The following is a 17,902-nucleotide window of genomic DNA, read 5'->3' on the forward strand; positions in this document are numbered from 1 at the left end:
CAACTTGAAACCTCTTGCTGGATAGGCGGAACAGTTTTATGTTGCAACCGAAATTAGAGCATTGGACCAACGACTGCCATGGTGAAACGAACGAGCCACCACGAAGCGGATTGCTTCATAGCGCGACCACTGGACGCGATTGGCGACTGGTGGTCGCTGCTCATCGTGCGTGACGCCTTCGACGGCTTGCGGCGCTTCGGCGAATTCCAGAAGAGCCTCGGCGTCGCCAAGAACATCCTGTCGTCGCGGCTGCGCAATCTTGTCGCGCATGGCATCCTCGAAACGGTCCCGGCGCCCGACGGCAGCGCGCATCATGAATATGTGCTGACGCAAAAGGGACGCGGCCTGTTCTATGTCCTGGTTGCCCTGCGGCAATGGGGCGAGACCTACTTCGCCGGACCGGGCGAACCCTATACCTTCATGGTCGACAATCTCACCAGCCGGCCGATCAAGCGACTGGAAGTACATGCCGAGGACGGGCGGCAGCTTGCCCCCGGCGAAACCCGGCTTGCCGACTTTCGCAACCGCGGAACCGGTTAAGAGCTGCTGCCTGCCAACAGGCCTGGCGGAATCGATTTCTGCTCGACCAGACAGGGAATCGGCTATCGTTTCCTGCAGCACAGAGGGTGGAGTGACCGATGAAAGCCGTCGTCTTCGAGAAATTCGGCGAAGCGCCGAGGATCCAGACCGTTCCTGATCCGAAGCCGGCCGCTGATGGCGTCGTCATCAAGGTCGAGGCGACCGGTCTGTGCCGCAGCGACTGGCATGGCTGGATGGGTCATGACGACGGCATCACGCTGCCGCATGTGCCGGGCCACGAGCTGGCCGGCGTCGTTGTTGCCGCCGGCAAGCAGGTCACCCGCTGGAAAGCCGGCGAGCGCGTCACCGTGCCGTTCGCCGTCGGCTGCGGCCGCTGCTTCGAGTGCAATTCGGGCAATCACCAGGTCTGCGAACACCAGACACAGCCTGGCTTCACCGGCTGGGGCTCGTTCGCCGAATATGTCGCCATCGAACACGCCGATACCAATCTCGTGCGCTTGCCCGACGAGATGGAATTCGCCACCGCCGCCAGCCTCGGCTGCCGCTTCGTCACCTCGTTTCGAGCCATCGTCGACCAGGGCCGGGTGAAACCGGGCGAATGGGTCGCGGTGCATGGCTGCGGCGGCGTCGGCCTGTCGGCGATCATGATCGCCAGTTCAATGGGCGCCAATGTCATCGCCATCGATCTCACCGACGAGAAACTGGATTTCGCCAAAAAGATCGGCGCCGTCGCCACCATCAATGCATCCACGACACCGAACGTGGTCAAGGCGGTCAAGCAGATCACCAATGGCGGCGCGCACATGTCGATGGACGCGCTCGGCCACCCCACCACCTCGTTCAATTCGATATCCAATCTGCGCCGGCGCGGCCGCCATGTGCAGGTCGGCCTGATGCTGGGCGAGCATGCCCGGCCGCAGGTGCCGATGGACAAGGTGATCGCCTTTGAACTCGAAATCCTCGGCAGCCACGGCATGCAGGCCTACCGCTACCAGGCGATGATGGACATGATCCGCAACGGCAAGCTGAAGCCCGAACTGCTGGTCGGCAAGAGGATCAGCCTCGACGAGGCGCCCGCGGCCCTGATGGCGATGGGCGGCTTCGAGGGCATTGGTATTGGGGTGGTCACGAAGTTTTAGGCGAGGACGGTACCGTCGTCAGGCGATCGCGCGTCGTGGCAATTCCTGCTTCGCGAATCGCTTGGCGCCGACGACGCAAAGCACGACGCCAAGCGTGACGACCACCATCAGCGGGCTGACCTGCTCGTGCAGCAGCGTCGCTGCCAGTGCCAGTCCGAAAAATGGCTGCAGCAGCTGCAACTGCCCGACCGCGGCGATGCCGCCTTGCACCAGCCCGCGATACCAGAACACGAAGCCGATCAGCATGCTGAACAGCGAGACATAGGCAAGCCCTATCCACGCACTGACGCCGACGCCGTCGAACGACGGCGGCATGGTCATCAGCGTCAGCACCAGCATGATCGGCAGCGACAGCACCAGCGCCCAGCAGATCACTTGCCAGCCGCCAAGCTTGCGTGACAGCGCGGCACCCTCGGCATAGCCCAGACCGCAGGCGATGATGGCGGCCAGCATCAAACCATCACCCACCGGCGAGGCCGTCACGCCCTGCGTCAGGGCAAAACCCGCGACCAGCGCGCTGCCGATGCATGAAAACAGCCAGAACGCCGGGCGCGGCCGATCGCCGCCGCGCAGCACGCCGAAAATCGCAGTGGCCAGCGGCAGCAGGCCGACGAAGATGATGGAATGGGCCGTGGTGACGTGCTTGAGCGCCAGTGCGGTCAGCAAGGGAAAGCCGACCACCACGCCAAGCGCGACGATCACCAGCGACAGCAGGTCGCCGCGCTCCGGACGCTTTTGCCGAAACAGGAGCAGCAGTGCCAGGCCAAGCAGTCCGGCAATCGCCGCTCGGGCCGAAGTCAGGAATGTCGGATCGAAATCCCTGACCGCCACGCGCGTTGCCGGCAGCGAGCCGCTGAAGATCAACACGCCGATGAATCCATTCATCCAGCCGCTCGCGGTCTTGTCCATCGTATGCTCCGTTTGTCGGCTCCGTATCGCGCGGAGCCGGTAGTATCGCCAGAGACAATGCGGTACAATTACACACAACTGTCATGCTTAGAAGAGCAGTACGGATGGACAAACAGACAACAGGAAGCGAGAGCAGCGGAACGCTGGTCGAAGGCGTCATGGCGACGATCCGCCAGCGGATCGCGGCGCGCAGCCTGACGCCGGGAGCGCAATTGCCGTCGATCCGCACCTTTGCCAAATCCATGCGAGTGTCCAAATCCACCGTGGTCGAAGCCTATGAGCGGCTCGCCGCCGAAGGTGCGATCCGCTCGCGGCCGGGCTCCGGATTCTATGCCGCCGGATCGCTGGCGCCGCTGTCGCTGGCCGAGATTGGTCCCCGCCTCGACCGCGCGGTCGACCCCCTCTGGATCTCACGCCAGTCCCTGGAGGCCGGCGACGACATGCTGAAACCCGGCTGCGGCTGGCTGCCGGCCTCGTGGATGCCGCAGGCAGGTCTGCGCCGGGCACTGCGCACGGTAGCGCGTGCCGACGATATCGCACTGGTCGATTACGGCACGCCGCTCGGCCTGCCACCGCTGCGGCAATTGCTGGCGCGGCGTATGGCCGGGCACGGCATCGAGGCCTCTCCCGGGCAGATCATGCTAACGGAATCAGGCACGCAGGCCATCGACCTGTTGTGCCGGTTCCTGATCGAGCCCGGCGACACCGTGCTGGTCGACGACCCCTGCTACTTCAACTTCCACGCTCTGTTGCGCGCCCACCGGGCCAAGGTCGTCAGTGTCCCCTACACGCCGTCGGGGCCGGATATCGATCTGTTCGCGCAAGCGTTGGCCGAGCACCGGCCGCGCCTCTACATCACCAATTCCGCCATCCACAACCCGACCGGCGCGGTGCTGTCGCCAGTCACCGCCCATCGGCTGCTCAAGCTCGCCGACCAATCGGATCTGACCATCGTCGAAGACGACATCTTCGCCGATTTCGAACATGCGCCCGCCCCGAGGCTGGCGGCGTTCGATGGTCTCAACCGCGTTGTCCACATCGGCAGCTTCTCCAAAACGCTTTCGGCGTCGGTTCGCTGCGGCTTCATCGCTGCACCGCGCGACTGGATCGAGCCCCTGACCGACCTCAAGATCGCCACTACCTTCGGCGGCGGCCGGCTCGCGGCCGAACTGGTGCTGACGCTGCTCAAGGACGGCAGCTACCGCAAGCATATGGATTTGCTGCGCGCGAAGCTTGCCCGCGCCATGGGCGAGACCAGCGTTCGTCTGAAGGCGATCGGTATCTCACCCTGGATCGACCAGCCGGCCGGCCTGTTCCTGTGGTGCAGCCTGCCGGATGGCGTCGATGCGGCTGAAGTGGCCCGCCGCGCTTTGGCCGACAACATCGTGCTGGCGCCCGGCAACGCGTTCAGCCTGTCTGGAACGGCCAGCCGCTTCCTGCGCTTCAACGTCGCCCAATGCACGGACGAGCGGATTTTCACGGTGATCGAAGCTGCGATGGCGCGTTGATGCCCATCAAGCTGATCCTGTTGCCTGGGCAACCTTCGGCTGCTAGGGAACCGCGAGCGCACTCGAGAGAATGTCCGCGCAATCATTCCGGGATAGTGGTTATGGGAACCAGCAAGTCAGCAGACAAGTAGGCCGCAACAGCAGTTCGTTGTTGCGGCGGCCCGTCATTTCCCATTTTCAGTGAGAACGGCAGATCGCCGCCAAATGTAGCCATTTGAGCGGATGTTCAATCATGCCTTGTCCAAAAAACCCGACATGGACCACTTCCCTGCCAGCAGCCATGGTGCTGATGGCGCCCTTCGACATCCTGGCCTCGCTGGCCATGGATATCTACCTCCCGATCGTCCCGGCGATGCCGGGAATCCTCAAGACATCGCCTGATGTCATCCAGCTGACGCTGAGCCTCTACATGATCTGTCTTGGGCTCGGCCAAATCGTCTTCGGCCCGATTTCCGACAGGATCGGCAGGCGTCCGGTGCTGATCGGCGGCGCGCTTTTATTTGCAGGCGCTTCCGGCCTGCTCGCCTGCACCTCGCTGGCCATGGTGTTCGTCGCCTTGCGGGTCGTGCAGGCCATCGGTGCATCCGCCATTCTCGTTGCGACCTTTGCAACGGTTCGCGACGTTTATGCGCAGAGGCCTGAAAGTGCCGTCATCTACGGCCTGTTCAGTTCGATGCTGGCCTTCGTGCCGGCGTTGGGGCCGGTTGCCGGTGCATTGATCGCCGACAATCTCGGCTGGCGCGCGATCTTCCTGACGCTCGGCGGTCTGGCGGTAGCCGCCACCCTCAACGCATGGCCGAGATGGCATGAAACACGGCCCACCAATGGCAACGACAGGCGAATGGCGTTTCGTCCCATTCTCTCCAGCTTAGCCTTCTGGACCTATACGCTCGGCTTCAGCGCCGCCATGGGCGCCTTCTTCGTGTTCTTTTCGACAGCGCCACGGGTGCTCATGGATCGCGCCGGCTTTTCACAACTCGGTTTCAGCCTTGCCTTTGCCACCGCGGCACTGGTCATGATCGTGACCACCCGCTTCGCCAAAAGGTTCATTGCACACTGGGACATCGCGGGCAGCGTCGCGCGCGGCATGGCGATGTTGCTGCTCGGCGCGGCACTGCTGGCATTCGGACAGGTATTCGCGGCACCGTCCTTCGTCACATTCGTCGGCCCGATGTGGGTCATCGCCGTGGGCATCGTCTTCACTGTTTCGGTCACCGCGAACGGCGCACTCGAGGCCTTCGGCGATGTCGCGGGAACCGCCGTCGCGCTCTACTTCTGCATCCAGAGCCTTGTCGTCGGCATCCTCGGCACGCTGTTCATCATCCTGCTTGATGGAGACACGGCGTGGCCGCTGGTGGGCTACTGTTCGGTCATGGCGACGCTCACACTAAGCGCGCTGAGATATTTGCGGAAACGCCAAACCGAATAAACGGGACAGATGAGAAGCCTGGGCGATTGGCGCAGGCTTCTCATCGTTGTCAGCGAGACGTCGCGCAGATCTCCCGCACGCAGTCGCGCAGCCAGCGTTGCGCCGGATCGGCATCCAGGCGCGGGTGCCACAGCATGGAGATGGTGACCCCAGCCGTGGCAACAGGCAGGGCAAAACTGTGCATGCCGACGCGTGCGCCCTCGGTGTGCCGCTCCGGAACGCTGGCGATCAGGTCTGATGTGCGGGCCATGGCAAGGGCTGCCGAGAACCCGGACACCATGCACACGATTGTCCGCTGCAGCCCGAGCCGGTTCAAAGCCTCGTCGATCGGCCCTTTCTCGCGGCCACGCCGTGAAACGCTGATGTGCCGGCCTGCGGCATAGCGCTCTGGCGTCACCGTGCCCTCGCTCAACGGATGGCCCATTCGCACGGCGCCGATGAAGCGGTCGCGAAGCAATGCCTGGATGCGCACCTCCGGTCCGGTCTCGCCAGCGACGCCTATGTCCAGGTCGATCGCCACATCGCGCAGCGACATGACGTCTCCATCGGACTTCGGTGCAAAGCGGAGCCGCACGCCGGGCGCATCGGCCTGGATACGGGCAACGAGACGAGGGGCGAACTCTTCGACGAAGCTCTCATTGGTGCGCAGCGTGAAGACCCTGTCCAGGCTCGGGAGATCGAGCAAGGTGGCAGGACGCAGCAGCGCCTCCGCATCCTGGACGACACGACCAGCCTGTTGTCGCAGTTCTTCCGCACGCGGCGTCGCCACCAAGCCGCGACCGGAGCGAACCAGCAGCGGATCGCCCGTCGCCTGGCGCAGCCGCGCCAGCGTCCGACTCATCGCCGAGGGGCTGAGGCGCAGGCGGTTGGCGGCGCGCGCCACGCTGCCTTCGGTCAGCAGGACGTCGAGAGCGAACAGCAGATTGAGATCGGGCGATGTCATCGGCGGATCATGGCATGATATGGCGCCAAACGCACGAGTAAGATGCAAACGCTGCGCCTTCCGCCACATCTGCCAAGGGACTAGATCTCCAGCAGTTCCGGTTATGGACTGATGGAAGGGGATCGCCGTGGCAATTGCCGAGCAAAATCTGGACGGGCGCGCATCGGCGCCGCCACGGATGCAATCCGCCCGCTGGGCGCTGGCAAGCCTGTCGCTCGCCACGCTGCTGTCGTCGTTGGGAACCAGCATTGCCAGCGTCGGGCTACCGTCGCTGATGCAGGATTTCGACGCGACGTTCCAGTCCGTGCAATGGGTGGTTCTGGCCTATCTGCTCGCCATCACCACACTGATCGTCAGCGCCGGACGGCTGGCCGACATGTTCGGGCGCAGGCCGTTGCTGCTTGGCGGCATCGCGCTGTTCACATCGGCATCGGTGCTCTGCGGCCTGGCGCCGACACTCTGGCTGCTGATTGCCGCACGCGCCGTGCAGGGACTTGGCGCGGCGCTGATGATGGCGCTGACGCTGGCCTTTGTCGCCGAAACCGTGACCAAAGACAGAATTGGCAGCGCCATGGGCCTGCTCGGCGCCATGTCCGCGATCGGCACGACACTTGGCCCTTCGCTCGGCGGCCTTTTGATCGCCGGCTTCGGCTGGCGAGCGATCTTCCTCGTCAATGTCCCGCTGGGTGTGCTCACCTTCGCTCTCGCCTGGCGTGCCCTGCCGGCACACAGCAAGACAGCGCAGCAGGTCGACCGAGGCACGTTCGATGTCGTGGGCACCGCCTTGCTGGCCTTGACGCTGGCCGCCTATGCACTGGCCATGACGTTTGGCCGAGGCAATTTCGGCGCACTCAACATCAGCCTGCTGATAGCTGCCGGCATCGGCGTGTTTCTCTTCGCCGCCGCGCAGGCGAGAGTGAAAAACCCCTTGATCCAGCTTGCCAGCTTCCGCGACCTCCAACTGAGCGCCAGTCTCGCCATGAGCCTCGTCGTCGCCACGGTGATGATGGCGACCCTGGTGGTGGCCCCGTTCTACCTGTCGCGAGGACTTGGGCTCGATGCCGCAATGGTCGGCCTCGCGCTGTCGACCGGGCCGCTCGTCTCGACCTTGTCGGCGCTGGTGGCCGGACGCCTGGCCGACCGCTTCGGCGCCCACAGGATGATGGTCGCAGGCCTGCTCAGCCTCGCGACAGGCACGTTCCTGCTGTCGCTCGCCGTGACCAGACTCGGCATTGCCGGCTATGTCGTTGCGATCACCGTCACCTGCATCGGCTATGCCCTGTTCCAGACATCCAACAATGCAGCCGTCATGACCGGTGTCGGCGCCGGCCAGCGCGGCGTCGTTTCCGGCCTGCTCAACCTTTCGCGCAATCTCGGGCTGATCACCGGCGCATCGGTGATGGGCGCCATATTCGCCGTCGCATCGGCCAAAGGGCAGGAAGGCATTGGACTTCTGAGTTCCGAGGCCGCAGCACGGGGAATGCAGGTCACATTTCAGACGGCCACGGTGCTGGCGCTGGCTGCACTGTTCCTCGCACTGCTCTCGGCCCGCGCCGAGTTCAAGCGGCAGAGGCTGGTGGAAGTATCACAAGACCTCTGATTTTGCGCTCCAGGTGAACAGCCTCTCACGCCCCTGCCCGCTTGCGGCGTTCATAAAGCATGACCAGCGTTTCGGCCATCAAAGCAGGCTTTTCCTCGCCTTCGATCTCGACCGTGTTGGCGGCCTTCATCAGATACTGGCCGGGGCCCCTGTCCTCCATGGACAGCAGCGTGATGCGCAGTCTGATGCGGGCACCGACCTTGACCGGTGCCAGGAAGCGTACCTTGTCGAAGCCATAATTGAAGGCGGCCTGCGTATTCTCGGGCACGATGCCCATGCCGAGCGCCAGTGCGCCGATGATCGACAGCGTCAGATAGCCATGCGCGATCGTCGTGCGGAACGGGCTTTGCCGCCGCGCCCTTTCAGGGTCGACATGAATCCATTGATGGTCGCCGGTGCATTCAGCGAACTGGTCGATGCGGTTCTGGTCGACCGTCGTCCACTCCGACACGCCGAGTTCCAGCCCGGCCATCGTCCTCAACTGCTCGTAGGTAGGCGGCGTTTTAGGCCGTATTTCGTTCATTCCTGGTTTCCCGATCGCTTCCAGAGCCTCCGGACCACGAACTGACGGCCTCTGTCAATTCGCTCTGCGCGAATCCGTTCCGTCGATTTCGGCCGCAATCGTGCCACGCCGCCGGCGCAGTCGCAGGTCAAATCGGGCTTTCCGGGCTTCAGGGCGCTGTCGGCAGCAATGAGCCGGCCCCGGCCACATCCGCTACTTCTTCTCGTAGCCGGCGCGGATTTCCTCCATCGCCTCCTTGATGCGGGTGCGCAGGATGTCGACCGATTCGGCACCGGATTTCTTGACCAGTTCAGCCACTTCGCCCGCATTCTTCAACGCGGCCTCGAAGGACTTCCTGGCAAACTCCCTCCGTTTGGCCATCAGTTCCTGCGGATTGCCCGGCGCCCTGTAGCTTTGCGCGATATCGGTGACCTCGCGCAGCGTATCCTGCAGCATCTCGCGCTGCCGGGACAACAGCGAGGTGGCGCCGGCGGCACCGGCTCGTGCCGATTTCTCCAGCGCTTCGATGTTCTTGCGATGATGGGCGAGGATCGCCTCGACATCGACATTGGGCACCTTCAGGTCGCGGCCGAACCTGCCGAACATGTCCATGAAAGAATCGGATTCCGGTTGTTTTGCCATGCTCGTTTGCTCCCCTTTGCCGCATGATGCGGGCACCCTCGGCGGGAGAATAGCACTCGCATGCCGCGAGTCCATGAACGCGGAGGAATGAGCGCCAATCGGGCCGCGCATCAATTCACGAGGAACAGCCGCTCGGCCACATAGAGCACGACACCGGCGAGGCCGCCGATGATCATGCCGTTGAAGCGGAGGCCGATGTTCATCTCGATCAGCCGCGTCAGCTGGGCAAGGTCCCAGCGCTTGACCTGGTCGGCGATGAATGTCGACACGCCGGCCTTCTGGCTCTCCACGAACGACGCCAGCGCCACCACGAACCCCTGGTTCATGTCGGCCCGGATCTGCGCATCGCCGGCAAGATGGCGGCCGACCTCGACGAACATGTTGGCAAGATGCGCGCGGACAACCGAATTCGGCGCCTTGGCGTCCTGCTCGATGAACTGGCTGAGGCTTGCCCACATGTCGCCGGCCAATCCCCTGACTTCCGGCCGGGCCAGGAAATCGCGCTTCAGCTTCTCGGCACGTTTGGCGTATTGCTTCGATGTCCTCAGCTTTTCGATGAAGCCTTGAGCGAAATGGTCGAATTCGGCGCGCATCGGGTGATCGGGATCGGCCCTCACCTCGTCGAGCAGCGAACCGGCCGAGGCGACGATCTTCTTCAGGAGATAGGCGTCGGCGCGGAACAGGTTGAACAGCGACGGCAGTTCCTCGCGGATCTTCTCGCGCATCGTCGCCAGCGCCTGTTCGTCATTGAGGAACCTGCCGATCACCTTGGTGAACTCGTCGAACAGTTTCTGGTGGCGGCGGTCGTCGGTAAGCGCTGACAACAGCTCGGCGGCCAGCGGCGCCAGCGGCACCTTTTCAATCTGTTCGAGCATGCGGCTGGTGACGAAGCCGCGCAGGCCGGATTGCTCTATCGCCGCCAGCGTCTGCGGCACCAGCCGCACGACGAAGCGCGACAGGCCGGCGGCGCGCTCCGCATCGGCCAGCCAGTCGGCGACGAGTGCCGAGAAATCGACCTCGGCGAGCTTTTCACGCACCGGTTCAGGCGCCAGGAAGTTGACCTCGATGAAGCGGCCGAGATTGTCGGCGATGCGGTTCTGGTTCTCGGGTATGATGGCGGTGTGCGGGATCGGCAGCCCCAGAGGTCGCCTGAACAGCGCCACCACCGCGTACCAGTCGGCCAGCCCGCCGATGGTCGCCGCCTCGGCAAAGGCAGCGACGAAGCCGAGCCACGGGTGGATGTGCTCGAACGATTTGGCGAGCGCAAACACCGCCACGCAAAGCGCCAGCGCGGCGGCCGCGAGGAATTTCGTCCGCCGCAACGCGGAAAGCTTGGCATCCGCTTCGGCATCGAAACGGACCGGCGCCAGGGGCGAAGCCGATTGTGACATGGGTGAGCCGCTCCTCGTCGATCTCAGCCTATTTAGTGTTCCGAGCGCCGAAATACCCGCGACAGCGGGTTTCGTCCGGCATCTTCTCCGGCTGCGCACACAAAGTTGAGGAGAAAATTCATCTATCGCACGAAGCTAGTCTGGAATTATTCCAAGGTATAGGCCATATTCCGCCCGAGCCAATGTGGCGAATCCGGAAATTCGGGTCAAAGCCGCATCAGCAAGAATTTCCAGATCTGGCGTGGTTGCACCGCACCAGTGCCTTGTGAGGACAAAATGCGGCTTACGCGCCAGACCAATTATGCCATGCGCATCTTGATGTATTGCGCGGCCAATGATGACCGATTGAGCCGCATCCCGGAGATCGCGGCCGCGTATTCGGTGTCGGAGCTTTTCCTGTTCAAGATCCTGCAGCCCCTGGTCGAGCACGGCCTTGTCCAGACCGTGCGGGGCAGGAATGGCGGCGTCAAGCTTGGCCGTGCCGCCGAAGCCATCAGCCTGTTCGATGTCGTGCGCGTGACAGAAGAGAGCTTCGCCATGGCCGAATGCTTCGAGAACGATGCCGCCGAATGCCCGCTGGTCGACAGCTGCGCGCTGAACTCGGCGCTGCGCGAGGCGCTGAACGCGTTCTTCGCCGTGCTCGCCCGCTACACGATCGCCGATCTGGTAGCGGCGCGGCCGAATGTGCGCAACCTGCTCGGCATCGACATGTTGGAGCGCCGCGCCCCGGCTGCCTAGCCCAGCCAGGGGCGCGGGCTAGGTTTGCAATAAATTAAGCTGCTGACTGAGGCAGCACGAACGGCATATTGCCGGCCGGCAGCACGCCGACCCTGAGCCGGCAGTCGAACACTTTTTCGATCAGGTCATCGCTCAGCACATCCCGCGGCGACCCGGTGGCGGCGAGCCGGCCGCGATGCATGACGAAGATCCGGTCGGCATACATGGCCGTCAGATTGAGGTCGTGCAGGATGGCGACCACGCCGCCGCCCCTTCTGGCGAAGTCGCGGGCAATGTTCATGATGATCAGCTGGTGCTTGATGTCGAGACTGGAAACCGGCTCGTCGAGGAACAGAAAGCGCGGCTTGCCGTCGAGCACCGGCGCCCAGACCTGGCACAGCACGCGTGCGAGCTGAACGCGCTGTTGCTCGCCGCCCGAAAGCTCCTGGTAGAAACGGCCGGCAAAGCCGTCGAGATCGACACGCGCCAGCGCCCGTTCCGGCAGCCGCGCATCCTCGCCCGGCAGGACGCCTGAGCGGCCGCCGACAAGGCCAAGCTTGACCACTTCCCGCACGGTGAACGGGAACGACAGCGTCGTCGCCTGCGGCAGCACAGCGCGATGGACGGCCACCTCGACCGGCTTCATCGTCGAGAGATCTCGGCCGTTGAGGGCAACGCGCCCGGTATAGGCGAGTTCGCCGGAGAGTGCTTTGAGGAAGGTCGTCTTGCCCGAACCATTGGGGCCGACGATGGCGGCGATCTCGCCGGGCCGCGCGTGGAAATCGACACCACTGACGATAGGCTTGCCGGCGATATCAACCGAAACATCCTTGGCCTCGATCATCAAGCCTCACAAATCAACCACGCCGCGCTTGCGCAGCAGGATCCAAAGGAAAAACGGCGCGCCCGCTATCGCGGTGACGATGCCTATCGGCAGTTCGGCCGGCGCAACGATGGTGCGTGCGACCGCATCGGCCAGAAGCAGCAGCGAGGCGCCGAGCAGCGCCGACGCCGGCAGCAGATAGCGATTGTCCGGACCAATCAGCAGGCGCAGCAGATGCGGCACCACGATGCCGACGAAGCCGATGCCGCCGCTGACGGCGACGGATGCGCCGACCGCGGCAGAGACGCCGACGATAGCCGTGTATTTCAACCGCTGCACCGGAATGCCGAGATGACCGGCGGTCGCCTCGCCAAGCGCCAGCGCGTTGAGGCCGCGTGCCAGGAACGGCATCGCCGCCAGCGCCAGCACGATGATCGGCCCTACCGACGCGATCTTCGCCCAGGTCGCGCCACCGAGCGATCCGAGTTGCCAGAAGGTCAGGTCGCGCAACTGGCGATCGTCGGCCATGAAGATGAGGATGCCGGTCAGCGCCATGGCGAGCGCCGCCAGCGCGATGCCGGCAAGCAGCATTGTGGCAACCGAGGTTTGCCCCCGCCGCGTCGCGACCTGATAAAGCACCAGCGTGGTGGCGAGCCCGCCACAGAAGGCCGCCAGCGGCAATGCGAGCGTGCCGAGCAAGACGGTCACCGGAGCCAATATCGTGGCGCCGAGCACGATGACGGCAACCGCGCCGAGGCTGGAGCCGCCCGAGACGCCGATCAGGCCGGGGTCGGCCAGCGGATTGCGGAACAGTCCCTGCATGACCGCGCCGGAGACCGCGAGCGCCGCGCCGACCAGCATGCCGAGAATGATGCGCGGCAGGCGGATGTCGTAGACAATCAGGCTGTCGCGGGCGCTCACCGCGGCGTCATCAGGCACTGTGCCGAACAGCCAGTCGCCAATGACGTTGACGGCCGAAGCGTCCGAAGCCCCCGATGTCAGCGACAGAAAAATGGCAGCCGCGAGCCCCAGGCACAGCAGAAGGATGACGATGCGGGCGCGGCCCGACCGGTCGCCTTCGGATACGCTTGCCATCACCGGGCCGGCGATCGATTGATCGACCATGATCCGCCCGTTCAGTCCGTGACCTGCCCGCCATAAAGCGAGACAGCGAGGTCGTGGATGGCATCGGCCGTGCGTGGCCCGAAGCCGAGCAGATAGGCACCGTCGATGCGGATCAGCTTGCGCGCCGTTCCGGCCGGCGTCGAGGCGATCGACGGATTGCCGAACAGTTCGTCGTCCGACACCGGAGGCCCGGCATTGCTCATCATCAGGATCACGTCCGGTCTGGCGGTTATGATCGCCTCGTCGGACATTTGCTTGTAGCCGGAAAAGCCCTCGACCGCGTTGACGCCGCCAGCCAGCTTGACCATACCGTCGGCCGCGGTCTCGCTGCCGGCCGCCAGGATCTTGCCGCCCTGTATCGACAGCACGAACAGGATGCGCTTGCGCTCCTTGATCGACGCCGTCTGCTTCTCAGCTGCCGTGAGCTTGGCATCGAGCTCCCCGGCGAGCACCTCGGCCTTGGCATCGACGCCGAGCGCCTTGCCGACGATACGGACCTTTTCGAGGATGCCTTCGTGGCTATAGTGCTCGGGCACTTCGATGAACGGGACGCTCGTCTTCTTCAAGACATCGACGGCTTGCTTGGGACCGCTGCCATGCAGCGCCAGGATGCCGGTCGGGTTAACCGACAGCACCCCCTCCGGCGACAGCCCGCGCATGTAGCCGACATCGGGCAGCTCAAGCGCCGCCTTTGGGTACCGGCTGGTGGAATCGCGAGCCACCAGATGCTTTTCCTCGCCGAGCGCATAGACGATCTCGGTGATCGAGCCGCCAACGGCCACGATTTTCGAAGGATCGGCAAACACGGCCGTGCCTTCCATGGCGCTGGCGGATTGCAGTGCGATAACAGCCATGGAGAGACCGATCACCGGCCCGAAAATAGATCCGCGCACGGTCGACAATCTTGGGAAAAAACGCATCGCATTTTCCTCAGGCTGCGGTCGGGCTTGGGATGCGCGGCAGGTTTTCCGCCAGGAAGCGCCAGTCGTCCCGCTCGCTTTCGCCTTCATGACGCTTGCCGAAGAACTGGATGAACATCTTGCCGTCGGCGTCATAGACCTCAAGCGAGGTGACATGACCGTCCTTGGTCGGCTTGCGCACCGCCCAGACCTCCTGGATGTGGTCGGTCCGCAAATGCAGGTGGAAGGTTTCGTCCAGCACGTTGATCCATGGCCCCATCGGCTTGATCGACTTGATCGGACCGGAATGGATCTGGATGCATCCGCGGTTTCCCACAAAGCACATGATCGGCATCTCGCCCTCCGCGGCGTGATGGAACATGGCACGGACGCCATCATTGTCGAGTTGCCAGGCATAGTCTTGCCCGACCAGGCGGACCGCCTGCCGGCGGCTCAGCTTCAGCGTCTTCAGCATGCCGAAGAACTGGTGCACGTCGGTCAGCCGGCTCCAGCGGTCGCGCAGATCGTCGAGATTGGCGCTCGCTTCGTCGCCATGGATCTCGTCATCGGGGAGTGGTCCTGAAATGTCGACCGTCGGCTCCTGATTGGACGATTCGAGCGCGGCAACCAGTTTCTGATAGGCATAGAGGCTGGAGGCCGGACGCAAATGCACCTTGTGCACGGCCTCGCCCGCCGCATCGAAAAACTGCAGGCTGCGGCGGATTTCGTCGCCGTCTCGCTTCTCGACGGCAAAGCCGTGTGCCCAGACCTTCGGGAAGATGCGCAGGTCGATGTTTTCGCCAAGCACCATGGCATTGTGGTTGCCGGTGACGACTTTGTCATAGACGCCGATCTTCTCGTGCACCGCGCTTTCATTGCGGGTCAGCGCCATGACCTCGCCGACGGCTTCGAGACCGGTCAAAAGATCGTTGACGCGTGGCTCGACACGGACGACGCCGTCGCCGCAGTGGGCTGCGACCAGCTCGGCCTCCGAAATGCCGAGCTGGGCGGCGAGATCACGCTCGCGCGTCTTCGGATTGTCTGTCCGTGCCCGCCGGATTTCATGCGGGGCGGGTTTTACGCGCTGGTCCATGTCTTGGTCCCTGTGGCCTTGCCTTACTTGTTGAGAATGAGCTTGCCCTGGCGGGTGATCTTCAGCCGATAGAGCGCGCCATGATGCTCGATGCCGATCTCGTGCTCGCCCTGGAACAGGGTGTTGCTGGACAGGGTTCGCACCGCCAGCGGAACCCGGTCGAAACGGGCGGAGGCATCGTCGGAACGGCGGACGCGATAGCGAAAATCGTTGGGATTGTGGGTGTTCATCTGGATGGATCCCTTTCCTGTGCCGGGCGTCTGGCTAGGCGTTGCGTAATCCGATTCATTTCTTGACTTGAATAATCATGTTTACTAGTCAGTGCAATACCGGATTAAATGAGTCAACATTTAAGACCCCGGACATGATCAAAAATGCCAGCCAGCCCCGGGCCAGCCAGCATGAAACCTGGACTTTGGAGTTGGGGCATGGGGTTTGTGACTTGGGAATGGCGCGGCCGGTCGGCGGCGAACGGCGCAGCGGCTTTGCTGGCAAGCGTGGCGGCGATCGCCTTGTCGGCGCAGCTGGCCAACGCTCAGCAGGCGGCGCAGCCGGCGGACCAGCAGACAGATCAAACGAAGAAGGCCGACGAAGAAAAGGCGGCACAAGCGGGCGCAACGCTGCTCGACAAGATCCTCGTCATCAGCCGCACCGGCGAAACGGCGATCGAATCGCTGGCATCGACCAGCCATGTCGGCCAGGAACAGCTCGACCGCCGCATGGCGACGACGCCGAACGAGATGCTGCTCGGCGTGCCCGGTGTCGCCGCGCAGGCCGACGCCAGGCGTGTCAGCACCAGCATCAACATCCGCGGCTTGCAGGATTTCGGCCGCGTCGCGGTCATTGTCGACGGCGCGCGCCAGAATTTCCAGCGCTCAGACCACGGCACGCAGTCGACCTTCTACATCGACCCCGAACTCGTCAAATCCGTCGACGTGATCCGCGGTCCTGTCGCCAACACCTACGGCTCGGGCGCCATCGGCGGCGTTGTCTTCTTCGATACCAAGGACGCCGGGGATTTCCTCAAGCCGGAAGAAACATGGGCCGGCTCCGTCACGGGACGCTATGAGAGCAACGGCAAGGGCTGGACAACAAGCGCATCCGGTGCCTACCGCCTCAACGAGAACTGGGATGTGCTCGGCAACATCGTCTACCGCAACTATGACGACTACAAGGATGGCGGTGGCGACACGGTCAAGGGCACCGGCTTCGATGTGCTGAGCGGTCTGCTCAAGACCACCATCCGCCCGACCGACAACAGCGAACTGAAGCTCGGTTGGGTCGGCTCGAGCGACGGCTGGAACGAGATCAGCGGCGGCGTGCCGGTCAATGACGTCGACCTGAAGTCGAACACCTTCACCGCCCGCTACAACATTACGGATGAGGACAAGAGCTGGCTCGATCTCCATATCAACACCTCCTACAACAAGACCAATCTCGATCTGACCAGCCTCGTGCCTCTCAACCGGTTTGATCCGAGCACCGGCCTTCCAGTTGTTTTGCCGGCTGGCTCGACATCGACATTCGACATCGGCACGACCAGCATCGACATTTGGAACACGTCCAGATTCGAGACCGCGGGAATCGCGCACGAACTGACCTATGGCGGCGACTGGGCCGGCGATAACGTCGAGACCGGCGGCACGGCCGGTGGCGACAGCTTCTATACGCCTTCCGGTAAGCGGAACGTCTCCGGCGCCTATGTCCAGGACAAGCTCACCTGGGAGTGGCTCGAAGTCATCGCCGGGCTGCGTTACGACAATTACAGCCTCAAGGATGACACACACGAAACGTCGGGGGACCGGTTGTCGCCGCGCATCACCGTCGGCGTCTCGCCTTTCGACAGCGCCAGCCTTGCCGGCCTGCAATTCTACGGCACCTATGCGGAAGGATACCGGTCACCCTCCCTGTCGGAAACACTGATCAGCGGTCGCCATCCGGCGGGTGTCACCTTCCCGTTCCTGCCCAATCCCAATCTGCGGCCGGAAACCGGAAAGACCGTCGAATTCGGCGTCAACTACAAGCAGAATGATATCCTCGAAGCCGACGATGCGCTGCGCATCAAGGCAGCCTATTTCAACAACGATGTCGAAGACTACATCGATGGCGTTACCCTGTCGCGGTTTGACCCGACAGCCGGCTGCCCGAGCGGACCCGGTATCCCGATATGCTTCCAGTACCAGAATTTTGCCAAGGCGAAGATCGACGGCTTCGAACTTGAGGGCGTCTATGATGCCGGATGGGGCTATGCCGGGCTTTCGGCCTCAATCACCAATGGTCATACCATTTCCTACAGGGACGTTCGGGCCGATCTGCTGACCATCCCCTCATCCCAGGTCACCGCGCAGCTCGGCTTGCGCTTCCTCGAGGACAAGCTAACCGTGGGCGGCGAAGTGCAATACAATGGCAAGCCCAAGGGCAACCCGATCGCCGAGGACTACACGCTGGTCAATGCTTTTGCCAGCTACCAGGCGACGGACAATTTGAAGATTGATTTCCGCGCCGACAATCTGTTCGATGTCAAATACGCCAACCCGCTCAACCTGACCACGGCCGGCCAGCCGCCGCAGCCGGTCTTCGCGGCCTACGAGCCCGGCGTCACCCTGAAGCTGGCGGCGACGATGCGATTTGGAGGCTGATGA

The 17,902-nt window shown here is 63.4% G+C and carries 17 protein-coding genes; 7 read left to right on the top strand and 10 right to left on the bottom strand.

Translation table 11 applies throughout. From position 1 onward, the window contains the following. Positions 1 to 78 precede the first annotated feature (78 nt). Together NKI69_RS03200 and NKI69_RS03205 are read left to right on the top strand one after the other, a co-directional pair. Positions 79 to 540: a winged helix-turn-helix transcriptional regulator gene (locus NKI69_RS03200; RefSeq protein ID WP_023812232.1), complete on the top strand. Its 462-nt coding sequence runs from the start codon at positions 79 to 81 to the stop codon at positions 538 to 540. Positions 541 to 638: 98 nt separating this feature from the next. Beyond that, positions 639 to 1,679, top strand: coding sequence for a zinc-dependent alcohol dehydrogenase family protein (locus NKI69_RS03205; protein ID WP_023812233.1), 1,041 nt, complete (start codon positions 639 to 641; stop codon positions 1,677 to 1,679). 18 nt (positions 1,680 to 1,697) lie between these two features. On the opposite strand, the gene NKI69_RS03210 is transcribed toward NKI69_RS03205, so the two are convergent. Then, positions 1,698 to 2,588, bottom strand: a complete 891-nt coding sequence (locus NKI69_RS03210) for a DMT family transporter (protein WP_352720037.1) — start codon at positions 2,586 to 2,588, stop codon at positions 1,698 to 1,700. Positions 2,589 to 2,692: 104 nt separating this feature from the next. Here NKI69_RS03210 and NKI69_RS03215 point away from each other — a divergent pair, with 104 nt between their 5' ends. Beyond that, entirely contained in the window at positions 2,693 to 4,096 is a 1,404-nt protein-coding gene (locus NKI69_RS03215) for an aminotransferase-like domain-containing protein (RefSeq protein ID WP_023812235.1), read from the top strand. 232 nt (positions 4,097 to 4,328) lie between these two features. Beyond that, positions 4,329 to 5,525 carry a CmlA/FloR family chloramphenicol efflux MFS transporter gene (gene cml, locus NKI69_RS03220; RefSeq protein WP_023812236.1) on the top strand — a complete coding sequence of 399 codons (1,197 nt, stop codon included), beginning with the start codon at positions 4,329 to 4,331 and terminating at the stop codon, positions 5,523 to 5,525. A 49-nt stretch (positions 5,526 to 5,574) separates the two neighbouring features. Here cml and NKI69_RS03225 read toward each other — a convergent pair whose 3' ends face one another. Further along, the gene (locus tag NKI69_RS03225; RefSeq protein ID WP_352720039.1) at positions 5,575 to 6,468 is read right to left on the bottom strand and encodes a LysR family transcriptional regulator; all 894 of its coding nucleotides are present in this window, start codon (positions 6,466 to 6,468) and stop codon (positions 5,575 to 5,577) included. A gap of 127 nt (positions 6,469 to 6,595) precedes the next feature. On the opposite strand from NKI69_RS03225, the gene NKI69_RS03230 reads away from it, so the two are divergent. Further along, positions 6,596 to 8,068, top strand: coding sequence for an MFS transporter (locus tag NKI69_RS03230; protein ID WP_023812238.1), 1,473 nt, complete (start codon positions 6,596 to 6,598; stop codon positions 8,066 to 8,068). 25 nt (positions 8,069 to 8,093) lie between these two features. Here NKI69_RS03230 and NKI69_RS03235 read toward each other — a convergent pair whose 3' ends face one another. The 3 genes from NKI69_RS03235 to NKI69_RS03245 form a co-directional block, all read right to left on the bottom strand. Next, a complete protein-coding gene (locus NKI69_RS03235) occupies positions 8,094 to 8,591 on the bottom strand; it encodes a MaoC family dehydratase (RefSeq protein ID WP_023812239.1) in 498 nt (165 codons plus the stop codon). 192 nt (positions 8,592 to 8,783) lie between these two features. After that, positions 8,784 to 9,212, bottom strand: a complete 429-nt coding sequence (locus NKI69_RS03240) for a phasin family protein (protein WP_128303992.1) — start codon at positions 9,210 to 9,212, stop codon at positions 8,784 to 8,786. Positions 9,213 to 9,322: 110 nt separating this feature from the next. Next, positions 9,323 to 10,603 carry a DUF445 domain-containing protein gene (locus tag NKI69_RS03245; protein ID WP_352720042.1) on the bottom strand — a complete coding sequence of 427 codons (1,281 nt, stop codon included), beginning with the start codon at positions 10,601 to 10,603 and terminating at the stop codon, positions 9,323 to 9,325. A 276-nt stretch (positions 10,604 to 10,879) separates the two neighbouring features. Here NKI69_RS03245 and rirA point away from each other — a divergent pair, with 276 nt between their 5' ends. Then, positions 10,880 to 11,341: an iron-responsive transcriptional regulator RirA gene (gene rirA / locus NKI69_RS03250; protein ID WP_023812242.1), complete on the top strand. Its 462-nt coding sequence runs from the start codon at positions 10,880 to 10,882 to the stop codon at positions 11,339 to 11,341. Positions 11,342 to 11,375: 34 nt separating this feature from the next. On the opposite strand, the gene NKI69_RS03255 is transcribed toward rirA, so the two are convergent. Genes NKI69_RS03255 through hemP form a run of 5 tightly spaced genes read right to left on the bottom strand, consistent with a single transcriptional unit; the run spans position 11,376 to position 15,490 of the window. Continuing rightward, positions 11,376 to 12,164 carry a heme ABC transporter ATP-binding protein gene (locus NKI69_RS03255; protein WP_023812243.1) on the bottom strand — a complete coding sequence of 263 codons (789 nt, stop codon included), beginning with the start codon at positions 12,162 to 12,164 and terminating at the stop codon, positions 11,376 to 11,378. Between the two features lie 6 nt (positions 12,165 to 12,170). Continuing rightward, a complete protein-coding gene (locus tag NKI69_RS03260; protein WP_023812244.1) occupies positions 12,171 to 13,268 on the bottom strand; it encodes a FecCD family ABC transporter permease in 1,098 nt (365 codons plus the stop codon). A gap of 11 nt (positions 13,269 to 13,279) precedes the next feature. Further along, positions 13,280 to 14,188 (bottom strand): heme/hemin ABC transporter substrate-binding protein, encoded by a 909-nt coding sequence (locus NKI69_RS03265; protein WP_023812245.1) that lies wholly within the window; start codon positions 14,186 to 14,188, stop codon positions 13,280 to 13,282. 10 nt (positions 14,189 to 14,198) lie between these two features. Further along, entirely contained in the window at positions 14,199 to 15,260 is a 1,062-nt protein-coding gene (locus NKI69_RS03270) for a hemin-degrading factor (RefSeq protein ID WP_023812246.1), read from the bottom strand. Positions 15,261 to 15,283: 23 nt separating this feature from the next. After that, the gene (hemP, locus tag NKI69_RS03275) at positions 15,284 to 15,490 is read right to left on the bottom strand and encodes a hemin uptake protein HemP (RefSeq protein WP_023757683.1); all 207 of its coding nucleotides are present in this window, start codon (positions 15,488 to 15,490) and stop codon (positions 15,284 to 15,286) included. A 198-nt stretch (positions 15,491 to 15,688) separates the two neighbouring features. Here hemP and NKI69_RS03280 point away from each other — a divergent pair, with 198 nt between their 5' ends. Continuing rightward, entirely contained in the window at positions 15,689 to 17,899 is a 2,211-nt protein-coding gene (locus NKI69_RS03280) for a TonB-dependent hemoglobin/transferrin/lactoferrin family receptor (RefSeq protein ID WP_352609578.1), read from the top strand. The last annotated feature ends 3 nt before the right edge of the window (positions 17,900 to 17,902 follow it).

Origin of the sequence: Mesorhizobium sp. M0491 (assembly GCF_040321265.1) — a bacterium.
Classification (GTDB): Bacteria; Pseudomonadota; Alphaproteobacteria; order Rhizobiales; family Rhizobiaceae; genus Mesorhizobium.